Below are 20091 nucleotides of genomic sequence, written 5' to 3'. Positions count from 1 at the left end.
CCCTCGCATGGTGATCGTAAAAAAACAGAATCAGTGCCCGTTTAGCATAGAGTATGTATTGTTGGTCTCATCAGAATAATAATCGATATCGCTCACTTGGTAAAATGGAAAGCCATTTGCAAGTATTTCCTCTTTACTGTGTGTATGAACAGCTATTAATTCCTCATCTGTCAGAAGACCTTTTTCCTGAAGCAAGAGAATGAGCTTTTTATTGGTCAACTCCAGTTCAGATACCGATTGACGCAAGTTCTCTGTAGCTGGTATCGCATTCCTTTGTCCGGTGTAATCCTGTTCGATTAATGTCGCCCTTACTTTTACATAGTCGTCATGTTCTGAGTAAACGATCTTCCCAAATCTCATCACTTTGATAAAGCTATTCAGGATGACATCGAAATAACCTTTACTCTTGGCGATGTTCAGTCTTAAGTCTGTCAGCTGATGGTATTCTTCTTTCGTAAGTTTTGCATGGAAGGTAATTTGGCTTTGAGCGTGATTTTCGTGAAGACTATAAGGTTCCAAGCGGACGCCATTGATAATTAACTTTTCAGCCATGATACCTCTCCTTTCTCTGTCTATTCTCGCATCAAATCGTTCTTGATTTAAGTATAGTATAAGTCGCTAAATTTGTCGGCTCTCCCGATTGATGTAGGAATTATTGAAAAGCTCATGCCAGAGCAGCTTCGTCTTCGTTATATTCGTTTTGTAAACGAAACAGGGGCGCCTCTCTTCTCTCGATAAGCCGATTTCCATTTATTCGAAAGGTAATCATTGCCGGGAAGATCTCGCTGTTCATCCGGGTCGCGGGTTTTTTGCCACGTGAGATTCTGTTTACAAAACGGGCAAAACCAACACCCTTTCTTTCCACAGCTGTATGATGGCTGTCCGCAAGCAGTACAGGATTTTCTGTACATTTTAAGCCCCCATCCTTGTATTTTAATTATGTTCATTAAAACGAACGTTCGCCGTACAAGAAACGAATCAACTTATAAATAAAGATTCCAACAAAATATCTTTTATTCTATTTTAAACCTATTCTTTTTCCAATTTTGAAATTCGTCCGCTTTTTCTCAATTAAGAACGTTTTTCGTTTGTTTTCTCCTTCTCTCTCTAGATTGCTTTCAATTTTGTATTTTTTTAGAAACGATTTGTACTGTATAATGAACAAAATAACTCCTGGAATTTTTCATATCGGATATTTGAATGGGAGGCGAATACGATTTCTTATAAAGAGAAAGACATCATTGATCAAGAGTGGGCTGCCTTAATCCTTGAAGCAAAGAAATTAGGAATCAACCCAACCGAAATACGCCTGTTTCTCGAGAGAGGAAGAGCAGAACAAAATGACCCAAACTAAAAAAGAGCGCTTATGCGCTCTTTTATGGCTGTTATCTATAGGCAGGGCGTAACTCTGTTTCCACCCCCGCCAAAGGGAATATTTTCGTGGAGATTATTTGCCGAGAATCCAGTGGTTGATTGCTTTGGCAACTCCATCCTCTTCATTTGTGCTTGTCACCCATCTTGCTGCTTCTTTCACTTCTTCTTGTGCATTACCCATCGCTATTCCAAGCCCGGCTTCCTGAATCATTTTGATATCATTGAGACTGTCGCCGACTGTCATAACTTCATTTAAGGTGATATCCAAATAACCGCAGATTTTTTCCAGGGCTCTTGCTTTATTAATACCGACAGCGTTAATTTCGATGTTCATAGGATGTGAATTGCTCAATTCAAGAAGCTCATCCTCTTCAAGCTCTTTTAAAATCCGTTCTTTCACTTCGATATCGTCAATATCAATGCCAACTTTCAACCATTCATGTTCATCGAGCTTTTCAGGGAATTCACCTCTGAACACCTGCTCGGTCGAAGCCATCCAGGCCGAAGTGCCGTATCTTTCATTTAAATCGACCAACTTCTGTATGGTTTCTATATGCAGTGACTGACGGGTAACTAACTCTCCGGTAGATGTCCACACTTCGCTGCCATTCACCGTAATCAAATAAGAGTTTAGTCCGAGAGATTTCGCGTATTCCTGACAAGACAAACGATGTCTTCCAGTAGATAACACAACTTCTACGCCTTGTTCTCTTGCTTCTGTGATAGCAATCCGGTTAGCTTCTGAAATTTCTTCTTTTGAGTTTAACAGTGTACCATCCATATCTAGGGCTATTAGTTTTATATTCGCTTTATTCGTCACCAAAACAACTCCTTATAATGAAAAAATACCCTTTCTCATTATAATATAACTTATTTGGGCTGTCAGTTTTCCTTACTTGCTTCTTTTAAAGTTTATCCGTTCGAAGAAAAACCCCAGGTTTAAAAATATGGCGACAGGGAATTGTATGAATGTGATAATGATAAATCAAAACTAACACATAAGCTTGACAAACCATCTGGTATATAGTAGAATTAGTAATCGACTTCGCCTAAGAAGTGACTTGAATAGAATGGAAAAGTAAAAAATATTACTGGCATTCTACTGAGGTTTTGTAAAACTTATTCACACTGGATCGGCTTCGGAGCCGTAAGGATGTAAGAGAGGTAGGGCTTACATTGTTTAGGTTGGTAAAACGACCAGGTGGAACAGAAACCGCGGCAATATTAAAAAAAATAAATGTTTTTACTTGTTTAACACAAGTTGCTTATAGTGTTCAGTAAAGCGCCCTTGAAACAGGGCGCTTTTCCTTTGATATCAAATTAACGGCCGCATCGACTCTGATGATTTATGTAAGCAGATGGAGGAAAAAGTCTGAAGGTGTTATTTTTAGAAGAAGTTTTCTCAATAAGCAGAGTAAGCTTTCCAATCGATAGTGTCTAGTATTCCGGTATTTCCATACCACGGTAAACCATCGCATTTTCCAACAATGCAATAAAATCGTCTTCCAAATTCAATTCCAAAGCTTTTATGTAAGCATCTAGCAGCTTTTCATCCGATAAATTCTCAAACATATTCCTCACCCCTTCATTTAACATTCTGTATAGTTTCTAAAAGGAAGAACAAATATTGCACCGAGCAAGCAACCTTCTATTTTGTTGTGATTCCAACTTTATAATAATAATAAAACATAAGAATAATAGTACTATAATACTTTTAGTATTTCAATCTTCAACAAACGATATCGATAGTATCTTCGGTTATTCGTCAATAAACGATATGCTTTTTAACAGAGGTGAATAAAAATGTCCCCACATGGAATTTCCAAATCAGTAGGAGAGCGACTACGGACGATCAGAAAAAGCAACGGGCTGAGCCAGGAAAAACTCGCCCACTTATCTAATTTACATCCAACGTATATTGGCCAGCTTGAAAGAGGAGAAAAAAATCCTACGATTGATACCATAGAAAAAGTTTCAGATGCTTTAGGGATAACTCTCGGTGAATTATTCTGGTTCGATGGGGCAGTCAACAAACAGCAGTGGAACACTATTCTGACCTTTAAATATTATTTAGAGCAAGTTGATAAGGACGACTATGCTACGATCTTGTCCGTGATTAGAAAGTTAGTAGAATGGAAGTATAACAATAATCATTATTCATAAGGATTCGCACAGATCCTCCGTTTTGCTTGGGTCATATGACCATATATCCCATTTTCACGGAAGACTTACTATCAACTATTATACAAACCATATAGGGGCTAGTCCATTGCAAACTAGCCTCTTTCCTTTAATTTACTAATTTACGAAAAGACCTAAAATCACTTTATCAGAGCTAAACGTCTGGTGAGATCCCCGACTCGCAGTTTGGGTTATTACTGGTTGTTTTGGTAGAAAAGTAATTGTAGTAAATATCTAATATCTATGAAAAGGAAAAAATCAGCCTCAAGACCTATCCAAAATAAGCCTCCCGCTCATTATGATTCCTCCTTCCCAGGGATAAAATGAAAACGGTTAATCGAATAGGACCCTGGAAGCAATTCCGCCGAAAATACATAATGTATGAACTTTCAATTCAAAACATTTTTTCACTGGTCTTTTCTCCCTATATACAGATTATATTAATCTTTGGGCGGTCCTCGCTTTCAAATATTATCCCAGGAGGTTTTAAATGAAGCTTTTAAGATTTATTCTTAATCGAAAGATACTTGTAGGGCTTATTGCAGTATTAGTCGTAATGGTGGGTGGATATGCAGTCCTCAAACTTGATAAGGAATTGTTCCCGCCCATGGATTTGGGAGGTGCTTATACGGAAATAAATGCCGGTGACATGTCCGCCATCGAAGTCGAGCGTTCGATCACATCTCCCTTGGAGAGAACCCTGCTGGGCATGGACGGAATTGAGAGCGTGTCTTCTACTTCTACAATTGGCAGGAGTTCATTCTCTATGACATTTGAAGAGGGAACCGGAGATGACTTTTTTGAAAAAGTAGATGCAGCCATTAATTCAGCAACTGCTGAAATGCCAGAAGTAATCGATGTTGAATCAGGAGAAATAGGAACAAATCAGGCCTACGAATTTTTCATGGATGTTTCCGGTGGCAGTATGGAGGAAATGACCGACTTCGCCAAGGATGTATTACAACCTCGGCTGGAAGAGCTACCCGAAGTGCGGGATGTATCATTAGCCGGTACACAGGAAAACGAAGTCTCCATTAAACTTGACCGTGATAAGCTGGCCGAATCCGGTTTGGATATAAACCAAGTAGTCGGAGCGATCCAAGAGGCTAACAGCGAATCAACGCTTGGCCAGTTGACAGGCGAAGACTCTTCCCCTACTCTGCGTTGGAACTCTAAGTTGGAAAGTGTGGAAGAGGTAAAGAATATTGAAATTCCAACTGCTGAAGGATTACTTACCCTGGAGGACTTTTCTTCTGTTACTTTAGATTCGGTTGAAAGCTCCTCCTTTGTCTGGAAAAATGGAACAAAGGACTTCATCTTCGTTCAAGTTGGACGCATGGCTGATGTAACTCAACTTGAAATGGCTGCTGCTATACGTTCAGAAATAGAGAAAATTAGAAATGAAGGGTTAGTAGACGGCTTTAAACTTACAGAAATGGTCGCCCAAGCTGATTATGTCCAAGATTCAATCGATGGTGTCACTGGCAATATACTGATTGGTGCCGCAATTGCAATTGCCATTCTTCTTCTGTTCCTGCGAAGTGTCAGAGCCACTATCATTATTGGTGTGTCTATACCGACCTCGGTATTATTGACCTTTGCAGCTATGTGGTTGTTCGATTATAGTTTCAACATACTGACGTTGATCGGACTTGGACTGGGAATTGGAATGATGGTGGATTCCTCCATCGTCATATTAGAATCGATCTACCGGAAAAAGGAACAAGGACACGCCAATCTCGAAGCTGTCTTAACAGGAACACAGGAAGTCGCCACTGCTGTTTTCGCTTCCATGTTGACAACGATTGTCGTTTTCCTACCGATCGGTATGGTCGGAGGGGAATTAGGTCAATTTATGATCATTCTCTCCTTTGTGGTAACCTTCACACTTATAAGTTCAGTGGTTGTATCGTTCACCCTTATTCCTTCTCTGGCAGAAAAATTCCTGACCTTGAGAAAGCAGAAAAAGCGTGATAAAGAAGGACCAATCACTAAGTTATATACACCTGTCGTATCCTGGATTGTAAAGAAGAAGAGATACAGTTTAGCCGTAATTGCCATCTTTTTCGCCATGTTTGCCGGCTCCTTGTTCCTCGTTACAAAAATACCGATGACCATCATGCCTGATGTATTCAACCGTTATTCTGAATTAATGGTAGATGTCGAGACAGGTGTTTCACCAGAAGAAAAAGAGGTTGTAGAAAAAATCAACACAACCCTTCTTTCCATAAAAGACGTAGAAACGAACTACGTTATGGACAATGGCAGCATGTTTTATACCATTATCAATATGAACAAAGAGGAAGAAATCACTCGTGAACAGAAAGACATAAATGAAGAGATTATGAGTTCCCTAAGAGCCTTGGAAGATGACACACCTTTGTTGAATGTCCAGAGTGCCATGTCAGGCGGTGGCGGGTATCCAATCCAAGTCAACATTAAAGGAGAAGACTTCCAGGAGTTGGAAACACTAGCCAACGGTTTTAAAAAAGATTTAGGAAAAATCGAAGGAATTGTCGGGGTGACAAGTTCTATCGAAAGAACTTCGCCGGAAGAAGTTGTCGTCCTCAATGAACAGCAAATAGAAAAAGACGGATTATCGAAGTCACTAATAAAACAACAAATGGAGCAGGCTTTTGCCCAAATTCCTGCTGGTGAAATAACAGTAGATGATGAAACGGTTCCTCTTTCCGTGACCTGGGATGAACAAACGAATTCTAAAAGTGATTTGTTGGACCTTTCCATTTTTACTGCAGAAGGTAAGGAAAAAACACTAGCCGCCTTCGCCTCACTGAATACAATCGAAACACCTAATGAGATTACCCACGATGACGGCGAAAGATATCTATCTATTTCAGCAGACATAGAAGGAAGGGATTTAGGGACGATCAATCGGGAGGTTCAGCGATTGATCGAGAACTATGAGACGCCGGACGGCTATAGTCTTTCAACTGCAGGAGACTTGGAGCAACAGCAAGAATTGATTATGGATATGGTTGTGGTTTTCGGGATAGCCATTTTCCTTGTTTACCTGGTTATGGCAGTACAATTCAATCACCTCGGCCATCCATTCATCGTCATGTCCGTTATCCCCATGACAATTGTAGGGGTAATCATAGGACTATTTCTTACACAGCGTGAACTGAGCGCGCTGTCTGCGATGGGCGTGGTAATGCTGATCGGAATCGTCCTTAATAACGCCATTCTTCTCATCGATCGCACAAAACAGATGAGAAGCCAAGGACTACCGGTTGACATTGCTTTAATCAAAGCAGGAAAGGACCGAATCAGACCAATCTTCATGACTACGTTAACAACGGTGGGAGGAATGCTCCCATTGGCACTTGCATCGGGAACGTCCGGAAACTACCAGGCTCCAATGGCAACGGTCATCATTTCCGGGTTACTGTTTGCAACCTTTATTACACTCTTGTTGATACCAGCTGTGTACTGTTTGTTTACTAGGAGGAAAAACCATTCCACTAGTAGAACACGGAATAAGCTGTCAGAAGATCAAGAAGAAGCCGCTATCTAAAAAAACCCCTTATCGGCTGCATAATGCAGTCGGTAAGGGGTTTCTTAGATGTAAGCTGTTTTCTAAAAGATCGTTGTTGCTGGATGTCTATAAAATGCCACATAACTGGCACATGGTTTTCTTCCATTCTGATTAAGTCGAGTGCTATACAACCGCTACGGCAGAACACTTCGCTTTCCGCGGGCACGGCCTCAGCTTCCTCAGAAGCAAAGTTCTCGCTTCTTCCGGGATCTTCGGACTCGCGCTGTTCCCACATGAGTCTGCGTGTTCTAGCAGCGAAACATCGCACGCAGAAAATCGAATTGTATTTTCAAGGAGGCTGAGGTGCCGCCCCCGGAAAGGGAGTGTTTTTCTGCAGCGCCGGGTTAGCATTCAACTTAAATCAGAACGAGAGGAAGTCTCACTGAAGTGAATTTTCACTAGTTCGTATTTCCCCTCAAATATGACATTAAAATGCAACAATTCTTATGAAATGAGCCTAGATTTGTTATCAATCAACCAGTATTACGGAGACCAGCCGCAATTCCACTGATAGTCAACAATGCTTCGGTTAACAATTCTTCATCAGGCTCTTCCTGTTGACGTAATTCTTTGATTAAATTTACCTGAAGAACGTTCAATGGATCAACATAAGGATTCCTTCTGTGGACAGATTCCTGGATGTTCGGTGTGTTATCAAGCAATTTTTTATTGCCTGTTATTTTCAACAGAATATTTTTGGTCAACTCATATTCTTCCATAATATCCCCGAATATACGTGTAGCAATTTCCTGGTCATTGACAAGTGCAGCATACTCTTTAGCAGTATGAATATCCGCCTTCATCAATGCCATTTGCAAATTATCAATTGTCGAATGGAAGAATGGCCAGTTTTCATACATATCCTGCAATTGTCTTACATTCTCTTCACTCTTTGAAGCATAATCGTTCAAGCCCGAGCCGGCGGCATACCAGGCAGGAAGGAGCTGGCGGCTTTGCGTCCAGGCAAATACCCAAGGAATGGCGCGAAGATCTTCGAAACGGTTTCTATTTTTACGGCTCATAGGTCTGGAGCCGATATTAAGAGCTCCCAATTCGTTCAATGGTGTTGCCTCTTTAAAGTAAGTCAGGAAATCTTCATCGCCAAACACGAGGGATTGATACTTTTTCAAAGAGACATCCGAAATTTTTTCCATTGCTTCTCCCCAGGCTTCCTCTCTTGAGTAATGAGGACTGTTCCCAAGCTTGTTGTCGACCGTGGCTTCAAACAATGTCGAAGTTGCCTGCTCCAAGCTTCGATAAGCAATATCTTCTAGTAAGTAACGGGAAGACAAAACTTCTCCCTGTTCGGTGATTTTCACACCGTCACCTAACGTCTCAGGTGGCTGGGACATAATGCTTCTGTTTAGCGGTCCTCCTCCTCTACCGAGTGAGCCGCCACGGCCATGGAAAAATTTCAAACGGAGATTGTATTTTTTGGCAACTGAATGTATCTCCTGCTGGGCTTTGTACAGCTTCCAGTTGGCTGTCAAAGTACCACCGTCTTTACTGCCATCTGAGTAACCAAGCATAATTTCCTGCCTGTCACCATGCTGACTTAAATGACTCCTGTATTCTTCCATCTCGAACAAGGTTTCCATGATTTTAGGCCCTGCAATCAAATCATCAACCGTTTCCAATAGTGGTGCAACGTTTAAATTCGAATCTACCGTGCCATCTGCATGCAGGCGGTAAATCCCTGCTTCTTTCGCAAGAACCAATACTTCCAGCAGATCACTGGCTGACCGAGTCATGCTGATAAGATAAACGGTTATCGATTCTTTTCCGAATTCTTCATGTGCATTCTTGATCATCTGGAACACATTCAGCATTTCCTGTGTTTCTTTCGAATAATCTTCATTCAACAATAATAACGGACGCGGATCTTTTAATACTTGACCTAAAATCTCCATTTTCTCTTCTTCAGAAAGGGAAGAGTAGTCTTCCGCAATATTCACTTTCCGAAGCACCTCTGTAATCGCTGCTTCATGTTCCCCGCTGTGGTTTCTGATATCGAGCGTCGCTAAATGGAATCCGAATAACTTCACTTGGCGGATAAGCTTGGTCAAGCCTTTCCATTCTTTATCGGCAGGACTATGACCTTGTACGCTTCGATGGATCAATCGTAGATCTTCCAGTAATTCCTCTGCCGCTTGATAGCCGATTTCCGACTTACCAACTTGCTCAAGACGCGCCAGAATAACAGCGAATTTGCGTCTGTACACTTCTGTTTCGACTGCCCATTTCTGATTCTTATTCAGATACTTCGTTTCATCCTCTTCCACGGATTTAATTAATTCATCGCTGATTGATACCCTATTCGCGGAATGGCTGAACCGTTTCATCAACTTCACAACAACTTCCTTGTATTTCTTCAATGCAAGTCCACGCTGTCTGTGCAATGTTTCCCACGTTACATCAGGAGTAACATTCGGGTTTCCGTCACGGTCGCCACCGATCCAGGAACCAAAATGGAGAAAATTCGGAACTTTTATATTATCAGCAAACTTTTCTTTCAGTTGTTCTTCCAATTCCTGATGAATTTCCGGCAGTACATCAAAGAAAGTCTGTTCAAAGTAATATAAACCATTCTTCACTTCATCCATTACTGTCGGCTTGCGGTGTCTCAATTCATCCGTCTGCCATAAGATAGTAATTTCATTGGCAAGTCCCTCTTCCAGCTCCTTCCTTTCCTTTTTCGTAAGGATTGGCTGATCCAATTGCTTGAGGATATTTGCTATTTGCTTTTGAATTTCTAAAACTGAATGCTTAGTCGATTCTGTGGGATGTGCAGTAATAATTAATTCCAACGACAAAGCATCTAAGACCTTTTGTATGGATTCTTCATTTACATGTTTGTCTTTAAGTGAACTAACCGCACTTTCTATGGATCCAGGCTGTGAAACTTCTTCTTCTTGAAGCTGGTACTCACGGCGTCTGCGGATTCTGTGATTTTGTTCTGCGGCATTAATTAAGTGGAAGTAAACAGAGAACGCACGAATTACCTGTTGGCGAACCGGTTGTTCAAGATTAGCGATTTCTTCTTTTAACTCTTTATATTTTTGCTCATCGAATTCTTTGCGAAGAGCTTTTGTTGTTACACGTATTTTTTCTACCGTGTTTAATAATTCAGGCCCTCCATGATGCAAGAGAATTTCTCCCAATATATTCCCCAATAACTTTACATCACGGCGTAATGGCATGCTGCTGTCCTGTAACTTTTCTAATGTTTGCAAAGTGTCACCTTCCCCGTATTTCAAGTTAGTTAAAATGTCTGATATTTCTATTCTATAATGAAACCAAGAAAATATCATGGAAAAAGTGGTGACCTATCGATAAATGATATCAATACTCCAGCATATATTCTCAATATGATATTTAAAAAAGCAGGCACCCTTATAAGATGCCTGCTTTTGAATTTTTTTTAAGAAGCCTTTCTTTCTTTCCAAATCTGCTTGGTGGATTGACTTTCTGGAATGACATTAAATAGGATGTTCAACAGGATGGCTGTAAAACTTCCGGCTACAATGCCGCTTTCCGTCAAAATCCTTATACTTTCAGGTAGTTGTGCAAAAATCTCCGGCACAACAGTAACTCCTAGTCCCATCCCGACTGAACAAGCGATGATCAAGAGGTTTCCCTGTTGTTCGAAATCTACCCTGCTCAACATTTTGATTCCATAAGCGACTACCATACCGAACATAGCTACTGATGCACCACCCAATACAGCAGTCGGCACCAGGGTAGTGATCGCGGCGATTTTAGGGAGAAACCCTAATACGACCAAAATAAATCCTGCTGCATAAATAGCTTTTTTCGTTTTCACACCCGTCAACTGAACAAGTCCTACATTCTGAGAGTACGCTGTATATGGGAATGCATTAAAAACGCCTCCAAGGACAATTGCTAATCCCTCAGCACGGTAACCTTTCGAAAGTTGCTGTTCATCAATTTTGCGATTCGTGATATCGCCGAGGGCAAGGTACACCCCTGTTGATTCAATCAAACTCACAATCGCCACAAGGATCATCGTCAAAATTGCCGAAATCTCAAAAGTCGGCATTCCGAAATAAAATGGCTGAATGCTGTGGAACCAAGAAGCTTCAGCTACTTCCGAGAAGTCGACCATACCCAATAATGATGCAGCAACTGTACCTGCAACCAAACCAAGCAGGACAGAAACAGCCCTAATGAAACCTTTGGTGAATTTATTCAATAATAATATAAAGACAAGAACTCCAAATGAAAGAAGAAGATTGCTTGGGTTTCCGAAGTCTGCATTGCCTTCTCCGCCGGCCATATCCTTGATGGCAACCGGAATCAAAGTTAATCCAATAATGGTGATAACCGACCCAGTCACAACAGGAGGGAAAAACTTCACTAACTTACTGAAGTACTTTGCTATGATTACCACAAAAATACCTGAAACCAGGATTGATCCATAAATGGCTGACACACCGTGCTGACTGCCGATTGCAATCATTGGACCTACGGCTGTAAAAGTACACCCGAGCACTACCGGTAGACCGATTCCGAAAAATCTGTTCTGCCAGACTTGCAGCAATGTAGCAATCCCGCAGGCAAGTAGATCAATCGAGACCAAGTAAGTAAGCTGTTCAAAACTCAAATTCAGCGCGCCTCCGACGATTAACGGCACTAGTACGGCCCCAGCATACATCGCCAAGACATGTTGGAAGCCAATGGATAATGTTTTCATTGCATCTTGTTTCATTTCTCTTCCTCCCCGAAGTATTTTCTAGTTGTTAAACTGTCTGCTCTTCCAGAAATTCCACCTTTTTTTCCTGCAGGGATTTCACCCTTGCCAAAGATTCAAGGTGGTAACCTTTTGAACGGATTTTATCTGCACCCGGCTGGAAAGACTTTTCGATCAAAATACCAATTCCACTCACATTCGCACCGGCCAACTCCACAATTTCGGCAAGCCCTATTGCTGCCTGTCCATTCGCAAGAAAGTCATCGATGATCAAAACATTGTCTCCCTCATGCAAATATTTCTTGGAAACGGTGATTTCATTTGTCTCTTTCTTTGTAAAAGAATAAACTTCGGCGGTATATAAATCATTGGTCAAAGTAAGGGACTTTCGTTTTCTCGCAAAAATGGACGGTACTCCTAGCTCTAGAGCTGTCATGATTGCAGGGGCGATACCTGAAGACTCTATTGTCAGTACTTTTGTTATATTTTTCGATTGAAACAGTCTAGCAAATTCTTCTCCTATTTCTTTCATTAATACCGGATCCATTTGATGATTGATGAATGAATCTACTTTAAGTACGTTGTCGTTTAAGACAATTCCTTCCTGCCTGATTTTCTCCTGTAATAATTCCATGATGGCCCTCGCTCCTTCTATAAAAATGTCCAATAAAAAATGCCCAAGAAAAAAAGCTATACTACGAGAGTAAGCTTTTCTTCTTGAGCACGAAATAAATACCCCAAAAGGGCACAATATACTCAATAAGCTGTATGCTTACTCGTAGTCAGATCATTTACGGTAATCTGGTAGAAACTCGCAGGCCATATCCCTGCTATTATACGAGTCATTTATTCGTTCAATATATTGCATTATAACCGATACTTCGACAATTGAAAATGGCAAATGGCAAAAAAGTCATTTCTTTTTTATCTTTTCTGAAAGATAGAAAAAGTCTCTCTAAGGTGAATTTTCGCTAGTTCGCAGTTTCTCTCAACTCTGAAACGCATCACTTGCTAAGCAATCATATTTCGATAACTTTAAGGATATTTTAATAGTGAATAAAAGTAAGTTGAATACTTTCCTCCCCAGCCTCGCATAATAACGTGGTCCTCATTTTTTTATTCTTTCAAAACAATTAATGGATGTGTTTATACATATGAGTAATTTGCCTGATAAGAAGAAAGAAAGATTTTATCTCGTTATCGCGGCCTGCTTGATGGCTGTTTATTTGGCGCCTTTGTATGTTTTGGGACAAGATGCACACATCCGCGTTCACGATAACCTTGATTCTAATATCGCCTGGTATCAAGTATTGCGGAACAGCGGGGAATTGTTCGGCGAAATCGGCTCAGTTATCCCACAGGTAATTAACGGACTGCCACGTAACGCGTTCGGGACCGAATACAGTCTGATTGTACTGCTCCATGCAGTATTTCCATCTATGACTGCATACGCTTTGAGTCAGACGATAACAAGAATAGCAGCCTTTGTAGGCATGTACTTACTTTTAAAAACACATTTCATTAAGTCCAAAGAAACCGCCCTGATAAGGATTGGAGTATCTCTCGCTTTTGCCTTTACACCTTTTTGGCCGTCAGGGATGTTGAGCACGCTTGGTCATCCGCTGGCACTCTGGGCCTTTTTGAACATTCGGGCTAAAGGTGCTTCTTGGAAAGAATGGCTTACGCTTGCATTGATACCCCTTTACGCAAGTATTGTTCTAGGCTTTTTCTTCTTCCTTGCAGCTGTCGGTTGTTTATGGCTGTATGACTTGATCGTGAAAAAAAGGTGGAACTGGACGTTTTTGGCAAGTATCGCTTTTATGGCCGGAGTATTCTTTCTTGTAGACTACCGGCTTGTCTTCTCTTTACTAGCTGAACAGGAGCCAAGTCACCGTGTGGAATTCATCTCTTCCCGCCACGACTTAGCTCACTCCTTCCGCCTTTCTTTAAAAAATTTTCTGTTTGGTCATACACATGTAATGACTGTTCACACTGTCGTTATTCTACCTGTTTTGTTTCTGACCTTAGCTGTGGTTCTCTTCAAAAAGAAGGACAAGCTGGATAAGACTTTTTTGTTCTTGCTTGTACTTAACTATGGCTTGTCTCTCTGGTATGCGCTTTGGTTCAACAAGCTGTGGATTCCTTTGAAGGAAAACATCGAATTACTTAACACCTTTAACTTTGCCCGGTTTCATTTTCTGAGACCGCTTGTGATTTATCTGAACTTTGCCACAGCCTGTATGATTCTATGGCAAACAGGCAGGAAAAAATGGAAGATATTCGTCCGGATTGCAGTTATTGCCCAATTACTCGTACTGGTTCCATTTAATGAGGAAATCCATTATGGTGTACATCATAAAACGCCCTCTTTTCGGGAATTTTACGCTGTGGAACAATTTGAGCAAATCCAGGATTATATCGGCCTTCCAAAGGATCAGTACAGAGTAGCCAGCATCGGCCTCCATCCAGCAATAGCTCAATATAATGGGTTCTATACTTTAGATACTTACAATAATCTTTATCCTATTACATATAAATATGAATTTAGAAAAATAATAGCTAAAGAATTGGAGAAAAACAAATCGCTCAAGAGGTACTTCGACGAATGGGGCAGCCGTTGCTACCTGTTTGTTGATGAGCTCGGCAAGAAGTACGATTATGAGAAAACAACCAATAAAAAGATAAAAAATCTTGAACTTAACATCGAAGCTTTCAAAAACTTAGGGGGACGGTATATTTTTTCATCTGTCCCGATTTTGAACGCAGCTGAAACCGATTTAAAACTGCTGAAAGTATTCGAGCATTCCGAATCAGCTTGGAAAATTCATTTATATCAAGCAATTTAAGCATTATAGGAGGACCAAGATTGAGTAAACTTCATCCCGTACTGACTATCGTAGTCCCATGTTTTAATGAACAGGAAGTCCTCGGAGAGACAACCAGGCAATTGACCGAAACACTTCAACAACTAATGACCGATCATTTGATTTCTTCAAAAAGCTCCATTCTATTAGTCGACGATGGCAGTAAGGATCAGACTTGGAATATGATTGTCAAAGCCACGATTAACCATCGTTCGGTGGCTGGACTGAAACTTGCCCGTAATGTCGGACACCAATCTGCCTTATATGCAGGGCTTGAGAAAGCTAAAGACAGATCGGACTGTGTGATTTCCATTGATGCAGATCTTCAAGATGATGTCTCTGCCATCCGTACATTTGTGGCAAAATACCTGGATGGATATGATATCGTTTATGGCGTTCGGTCTGACCGACAAACCGACACTGCATTCAAACGGACAACAGCACAAGCTTTCTATCGTTCCATGCAGAAAATCGGAATCAACCTCGTGTATAACCATGCTGATTTCAGGCTGATGAGTAAGCGTGCGCTTGAGGAGTTATGCAAATATAAGGAAACGAACTTATTTTTGAGAGGGATCGTGCCGCTTTTAGGATTTAAATCGACTGAAGTAGCCTATACCCGAAAAGAACGGCATGCGGGCAATACCAAATATCCATTGAAGAGGATGCTGTCTTTTGCCTTTGACGGGGTAACTTCTTTCAGCATTGCACCAATTCGTTTCATCAGTTTTTTAGGAATGCTGTTATTCATGTGCGGGGTCGTAACTGGCGGGTATGCGTTAATGCAAAAACTTACCGGGAATGCAAACGCCGGCTGGACATCCCTGATGGTATCCATTTGGTTTATCGGCGGACTGCAATTAATCGGCATCGGCATTATCGGAGAGTATATCGGCAGAGTCTTCCTCGAAGTGAAAGGCCGACCTAAATATGCTGTCGACATCGATTTATATACGAATAACGATTTACTGGAAAAACATTCCTCCCAGCGTGATTTCCAGCCAATTAAGGAACAAAAGCGATTGCAAAGGGAATGATAGAAGCCGGATTCTCAACTGGAACGGGACTTTATCTGGATCGGTCCCTGCAAATATTTCCAATGAAATTTATAGTATATGACTTGGCTGAAAGGAAAAAATGACATATCCTATAACTAGCAATTCATATAGGAATTTATCATTATCTCAAGGAGTATCATTTATGAAGGATGAATTAGAATACATAGGCAAAAAAATAGTAGAAAATAGTATGAAACTGGCCAAGAACCTGGAAGAGTCCTTTGAGGAGAGTTATACAAAGAAATTGCAAGAGTCAGGAATGCCGTTAACTAAACGGGAGCACAGCCGAACCGAACTTCTTAGTTACTTTGGTGAAGCACTCTATTCGGATCATGAAGAAATGTTGGAAAAGGTTGCCGATTGGAGTGAAAAGACTGCCAAGCTTACGATTGATTACGAAATCCCATTAAGTGATGCATTAAGGGCCTTATCGTTTTACAGGGCTGTAATTTGGGATGTATTCACAGAAGAGTTGGAACAAAGGCAGTTTGCACCGATCACCATGCTTGATGTATCGAAAATTATCGACCCGCTTATCGACAAAGCAATCGGTGTCTTTGGAGAAATGTATGAGAATGATAATATTCAAAAGATGAAAATCGCCTATACTGCCTTGGAAGAACTTTCTGTCCCCGTTGTACCTATCGCAGAAGGGATTGCTGTCCTCCCAATTGTCGGGGAGATTGATACCCATCGGGCTAAATTAATTATGGATAATGCCCTTCATGCCGGTAATAACTTCGACTTGGACCATTTAATTTTGGATGTCTCCGGAGTTCCAATTATCGACACAATGGTTTCTGATCAAATATTCCAAATACTGAATGCCTTGAACCTTACTGGTATAGAAGCAATTATAACTGGTATTCGTCCAGAACTTGCTCAAACGATCGGCAATCTAGGCCTTAATTATAAGGATGTTAAAACAAGAGCTAACATGCACCAGGCATTAATCGAACTGGGTTTTAAAAAAGTAGATAGGAATTAACCAAAAGAGGATGGCCTGTCGCCATCCTCTTTTGGTGTCCGTTAAAATTCCAAGTTGATTGTCTCGTTTGGAAATACAGATTTTTGATAACTGTATATCTTTATCGCTATTGGCCTGATCTCCCCATTTGTACCTCGCGATTCCAAAGTGGCTTTTGCCTCAGTCTGATAATAATGGGCATTTTCCACACCGGAGGGATATTCATTGTAGTTATCCATTTCATACACTTCGCCGTTCGGTTTGACGAATACTCCTTTTTCCTCCAACATCATTCCCGTGTTCTCCGGCTCACTGATCACTTCAAAATGAAGCCGGTCAAATTCCCTGTGCCTATTCCATTCGGTTTTAATGGTGAGCTGTGTCTTTTCATTAATTTCATTGATTTCCACTTCAAAATCGCTATCCAAAAAAGTAAATGTTTGCGGCAGCCCTCTATCCGGATCAAGTGGGTACTCTTTATCTGATACTATATGAGTCTCGATGCGCTCTACTTTAACATCCAAAGAATCGGGAGGGTCATAATACATCGATTGAAACGGGGAATTCTGAATCATCCAGTTTGATTGTCTGTTCGGAAAATTGCCAGGATACATCGATGTATAGTCAGGTTTGTATGTCATCTCATTGCTTGCAAGCGCCCCAAAACTAACATAGGAGACCTGACTGTCCATATCATCCATTCGAAGACCATACTGCAGGAGGGTCATCGTTGGAGCTATCCTTATTTTGCTGATTTTCACTTCGTGGCCGTCCAGCTCCGTCTCCATATTTATTTCTTTATCGATAATCTCTTGTTTTTCGATTGGAATCTCAAAAGACCAATTACCCTCCACCCGTTTCCTGTCTTCCATAGGAGCCATTAACATTTGTTCTTCCATATTAGCCGGTTCAATCTCTGTAAGTCTATTGATCTCTAATTCTATCGTCGCTTTCTCTTCTTTTATTGGAAGCAGTCCAATTCTTCCTCTGAACCTGCTTTCCGGCTGCTCATCAGCAGGAACAAGGCCGGTAATCTGTTCCCCATAGCCCTGCGTAATATCGAAAGTACCCGTCTCGGCAGTTATGGTCGGGCGATGAGAATCTTCCACAGATAATAAACGGTCTCCCTCCAAATCTTCTACTTCATAATATACATATGTTTGGATATCGTCTGCCACTACGTGAGTAATTGTCACTTTTATCCCATTGTCTTCTTTTTCCAAGTTTAAGGCATTACCAATTCCGAACCTTTTTATCTCTTTCAGATTTTCATTGTCCGCAACGCTCACGCCATTCCACCATGTCAAAGCTCTATCTGTTAAACCGCTTAAGTAAGCCGCTCCGATGAGCAGTATTAACACAATGACGACAGAAGCCCATCCCCTTAATGATAAACCCTTTAATATAGAAGCCGGCCTCCGTCTTGAAGAATACATTTGACTGCATTCCGGGCATCCAAGCAGGTGCTGCTCAAGACGTTGTTCCTCCTCTTCCGTAAGGTTCCCTTTTATATAGTCTGGCATTTTGTCTTTACATTGCTGACAGTTCATCATCCACCTCATGTCTCACTTTATACTTCTTTATTAATCGATTCGACAACAATACCTAAATTCCTTTTCCCCCTTCCAAATATTTACTAATTTTTCATGGAAAAGCTGGAGAACCTTATCGATTCCCCAGCTTGTATATGTGTATGAGGTCACCCAGCCTTCGTGGACAATGCTTGATCTCGTCTGACCGAATAACGTCTAACCAATTTCCCACAGAACCAGGCAGCAACGACAAGCCAAATCACTGATCCGATAATCATCGAAGTGGAGTAGGGAAGATTAAATCCTTCTGGTGCGTAAAAGATATACGTGCTTACCACTGCTGTCATAAATAACGCCGGGATACTGCAGATCCAATGGAATTTCCCGGATTGCAGCAAATACATCGCACCCGTCCATAACATAACAGTAGCCACTACTTGATTGGACCATCCAACATATCGCCAAAGAAAACTATAGTCCATTTGAGTCAACAAAAAGGTGGGAAGAGCAACCGGAATAACCAACAACGCCGGAGACCATTTACCCTTAAAGTCCTTTTTACGTACTTGGCCAATCAGATCCGCAAGCATCATCCTGGATGAGCGAAGAGCTGTATCACCAGTAGTTACAGGGAGAATAATAACCCCTAATACGGCAAGAATTCCACCTAATGTGCCAAGGGTTGTTTGACTGATTTCATTGACAACCCCTGCAGGTCCACCTGCGTTCAGGGCTTCCTGCAAGGCACCTGTACTTCCAAAGAAAGCCATACCGGCCGCCGCCCAGATCAATGTGATGACACCTTCTGCAACCATCGCACCGTAAAAGACCTTCCGTCCTTCGCTCTCTTTTTTCAGGGTTCTTGCCAGTATCGGACTCTGCGTACTGTGAAATCCGGAAATGGCTCCACATGAAATGGTAACCATCAATAATGGCCATAAAGGCAGGTTGTCTGGGTGAAGATTGCCAAATGTTAAGTTAGGTACAGGGTGTTCAAAAGAAAACATCCCTATCCCGATTGCCACCGCCATAAATATCAATATTCCACCAAATACCGGATAGACCTTCCCGATCACTTTGTTCACGGGCAGTACAGCCGCTATTAGAAAGTATGCGAAAATAATCAATAAACAAGCCATAAAGCTCAACGGCGTAACTTCTGCCATCAGCTGTGCGGGACCGGCTGTGAATGCCGCCGCCACCAAAATCATTAAGGCAATTGATAGTAAGTTGATCAAGGACTGGGCGGGCTTGCCCAAATATCTACCTACGATTGAAGGGTATTGTGCTCCATTGTGGCGAAGCGACAACATTCCCGAAAAATAATCATGCACAGCACCTGCGAAAATAGTACCGACTACTATCCAGATGAAAGCCACCGGACCATAAAGAGCTCCCATAATGGCACCAAAAATCGGACCTAGCCCAGCGATATTCAACAGTTGAATTAAGCTCGCTTTCCACCAGCTCATCGGCATATAATCAAAGCCATCTTTCCTGGCATATGCTGGTGTCTTGTTCTGATCGTCTATGCCAAAAATTCGTTCAACCACCTTCGCATATATAAAGTATCCTGATAATAACAACATGATGGATGCAACAAATGTAACCATCGCTGAGCCTCCTTTCAAAATTGAGTGTAAAATGTATTTTATAACGGTTTTTGTCAAAAAACAACATATTTTCTGAAAGTTTTTATTTTTCATTTTAATTAATCGTTTTCAATAAATATAATTTTACTATTGGGAAAGTATCTTATACTATTTAATTAAGCAGTAGTCATAAGCGAATTTGTCATTGATGTGAACAGCTGTTTTCTTGTCTAATGTCTACAATACCAGCCAAAGG

Annotated in this window: 14 protein-coding genes and 1 riboswitch; of the genes, 6 read left to right on the top strand and 8 right to left on the bottom strand. The window is 41.2% G+C overall.

Annotation, left to right across the window (positions count from 1 at the left end):
• Positions 1–30 precede the first annotated feature (30 nt).
• Positions 31–552: a hypothetical protein gene (locus tag CZ434_RS17470; RefSeq protein ID WP_077624311.1), complete on the bottom strand. Its 522-nt coding sequence runs from the start codon at positions 550–552 to the stop codon at positions 31–33.
• Positions 553–1150: 598 nt separating this feature from the next.
• Between CZ434_RS17470 and CZ434_RS22745 the strand changes: the two genes are divergently transcribed.
• A complete protein-coding gene (locus tag CZ434_RS22745) occupies positions 1151–1354 on the top strand; it encodes a DNA-binding anti-repressor SinI (RefSeq protein WP_077625240.1) in 204 nt (67 codons plus the stop codon).
• 93 nt (positions 1355–1447) lie between these two features.
• Here CZ434_RS22745 and CZ434_RS17460 read toward each other — a convergent pair whose 3' ends face one another.
• Positions 1448–2197, bottom strand: a complete 750-nt coding sequence (locus CZ434_RS17460) for a Cof-type HAD-IIB family hydrolase (RefSeq protein WP_425442070.1) — start codon at positions 2195–2197, stop codon at positions 1448–1450.
• Positions 2198–2811: 614 nt separating this feature from the next.
• A complete protein-coding gene (gene sda / locus CZ434_RS17455) occupies positions 2812–2946 on the bottom strand; it encodes a sporulation histidine kinase inhibitor Sda (protein WP_143262143.1) in 135 nt (44 codons plus the stop codon).
• Positions 2947–3177: 231 nt separating this feature from the next.
• Here sda and CZ434_RS17450 point away from each other — a divergent pair, with 231 nt between their 5' ends.
• Complete coding sequence (locus tag CZ434_RS17450) at positions 3178–3537, top strand: helix-turn-helix domain-containing protein (protein ID WP_077624308.1); 360 nt, start codon at positions 3178–3180, stop codon at positions 3535–3537.
• A 508-nt stretch (positions 3538–4045) separates the two neighbouring features.
• Entirely contained in the window at positions 4046–7090 is a 3045-nt protein-coding gene (locus CZ434_RS17445; protein WP_077624307.1) for an efflux RND transporter permease subunit, read from the top strand.
• Positions 7091–7584: 494 nt separating this feature from the next.
• Here the strand turns inward: CZ434_RS17445 and ppc are convergent, their stop codons facing one another.
• The 3 genes from ppc to CZ434_RS17425 form a co-directional block, all read right to left on the bottom strand.
• The gene (gene ppc, locus CZ434_RS17435) at positions 7585–10311 is read right to left on the bottom strand and encodes a phosphoenolpyruvate carboxylase (protein ID WP_425442099.1); all 2727 of its coding nucleotides are present in this window, start codon (positions 10309–10311) and stop codon (positions 7585–7587) included.
• Between the two features lie 221 nt (positions 10312–10532).
• Complete coding sequence (locus tag CZ434_RS17430) at positions 10533–11840, bottom strand: nucleobase:cation symporter-2 family protein (protein WP_077624304.1); 1308 nt, start codon at positions 11838–11840, stop codon at positions 10533–10535.
• 31 nt (positions 11841–11871) lie between these two features.
• Entirely contained in the window at positions 11872–12456 is a 585-nt protein-coding gene (locus tag CZ434_RS17425; protein ID WP_077624303.1) for a xanthine phosphoribosyltransferase, read from the bottom strand.
• Positions 12457–12581: 125 nt separating this feature from the next.
• Positions 12582–12683: riboswitch (purine riboswitch) on the bottom strand.
• Positions 12684–12976: 293 nt separating this feature from the next.
• Between CZ434_RS17425 and CZ434_RS17420 the strand changes: the two genes are divergently transcribed.
• The 3 genes from CZ434_RS17420 to CZ434_RS17410 all read left to right on the top strand — a co-directional run bounded on the left by CZ434_RS17420 (position 12977) and on the right by CZ434_RS17410 (position 16732).
• On the top strand, positions 12977–14668 hold the full coding sequence (locus tag CZ434_RS17420) for a DUF6044 family protein (RefSeq protein WP_245831015.1): 1692 nt from the start codon (positions 12977–12979) through the stop codon (positions 14666–14668).
• 20 nt (positions 14669–14688) lie between these two features.
• Complete coding sequence (locus CZ434_RS17415; RefSeq protein WP_077624301.1) at positions 14689–15723, top strand: glycosyltransferase family 2 protein; 1035 nt, start codon at positions 14689–14691, stop codon at positions 15721–15723.
• A gap of 163 nt (positions 15724–15886) precedes the next feature.
• The gene (locus CZ434_RS17410; RefSeq protein ID WP_077624300.1) at positions 15887–16732 is read left to right on the top strand and encodes an STAS domain-containing protein; all 846 of its coding nucleotides are present in this window, start codon (positions 15887–15889) and stop codon (positions 16730–16732) included.
• A 41-nt stretch (positions 16733–16773) separates the two neighbouring features.
• Here CZ434_RS17410 and CZ434_RS17405 read toward each other — a convergent pair whose 3' ends face one another.
• Positions 16774–18261, bottom strand: a complete 1488-nt coding sequence (locus CZ434_RS17405) for a zf-HC2 domain-containing protein (RefSeq protein ID WP_179107307.1) — start codon at positions 18259–18261, stop codon at positions 16774–16776.
• A 149-nt stretch (positions 18262–18410) separates the two neighbouring features.
• On the bottom strand, positions 18411–19856 hold the full coding sequence (locus tag CZ434_RS17400) for a carbon starvation CstA family protein (protein WP_077624298.1): 1446 nt from the start codon (positions 19854–19856) through the stop codon (positions 18411–18413).
• Positions 19857–20091: the final 235 nt, after the last annotated feature.

Source organism: Sediminibacillus massiliensis (assembly GCF_900156915.1).
GTDB lineage: Bacteria > Bacillota > Bacilli > Bacillales > Amphibacillaceae > Sediminibacillus_A > Sediminibacillus_A massiliensis.
This window is presented reverse-complemented; position numbering and strand designations above follow the sequence as displayed.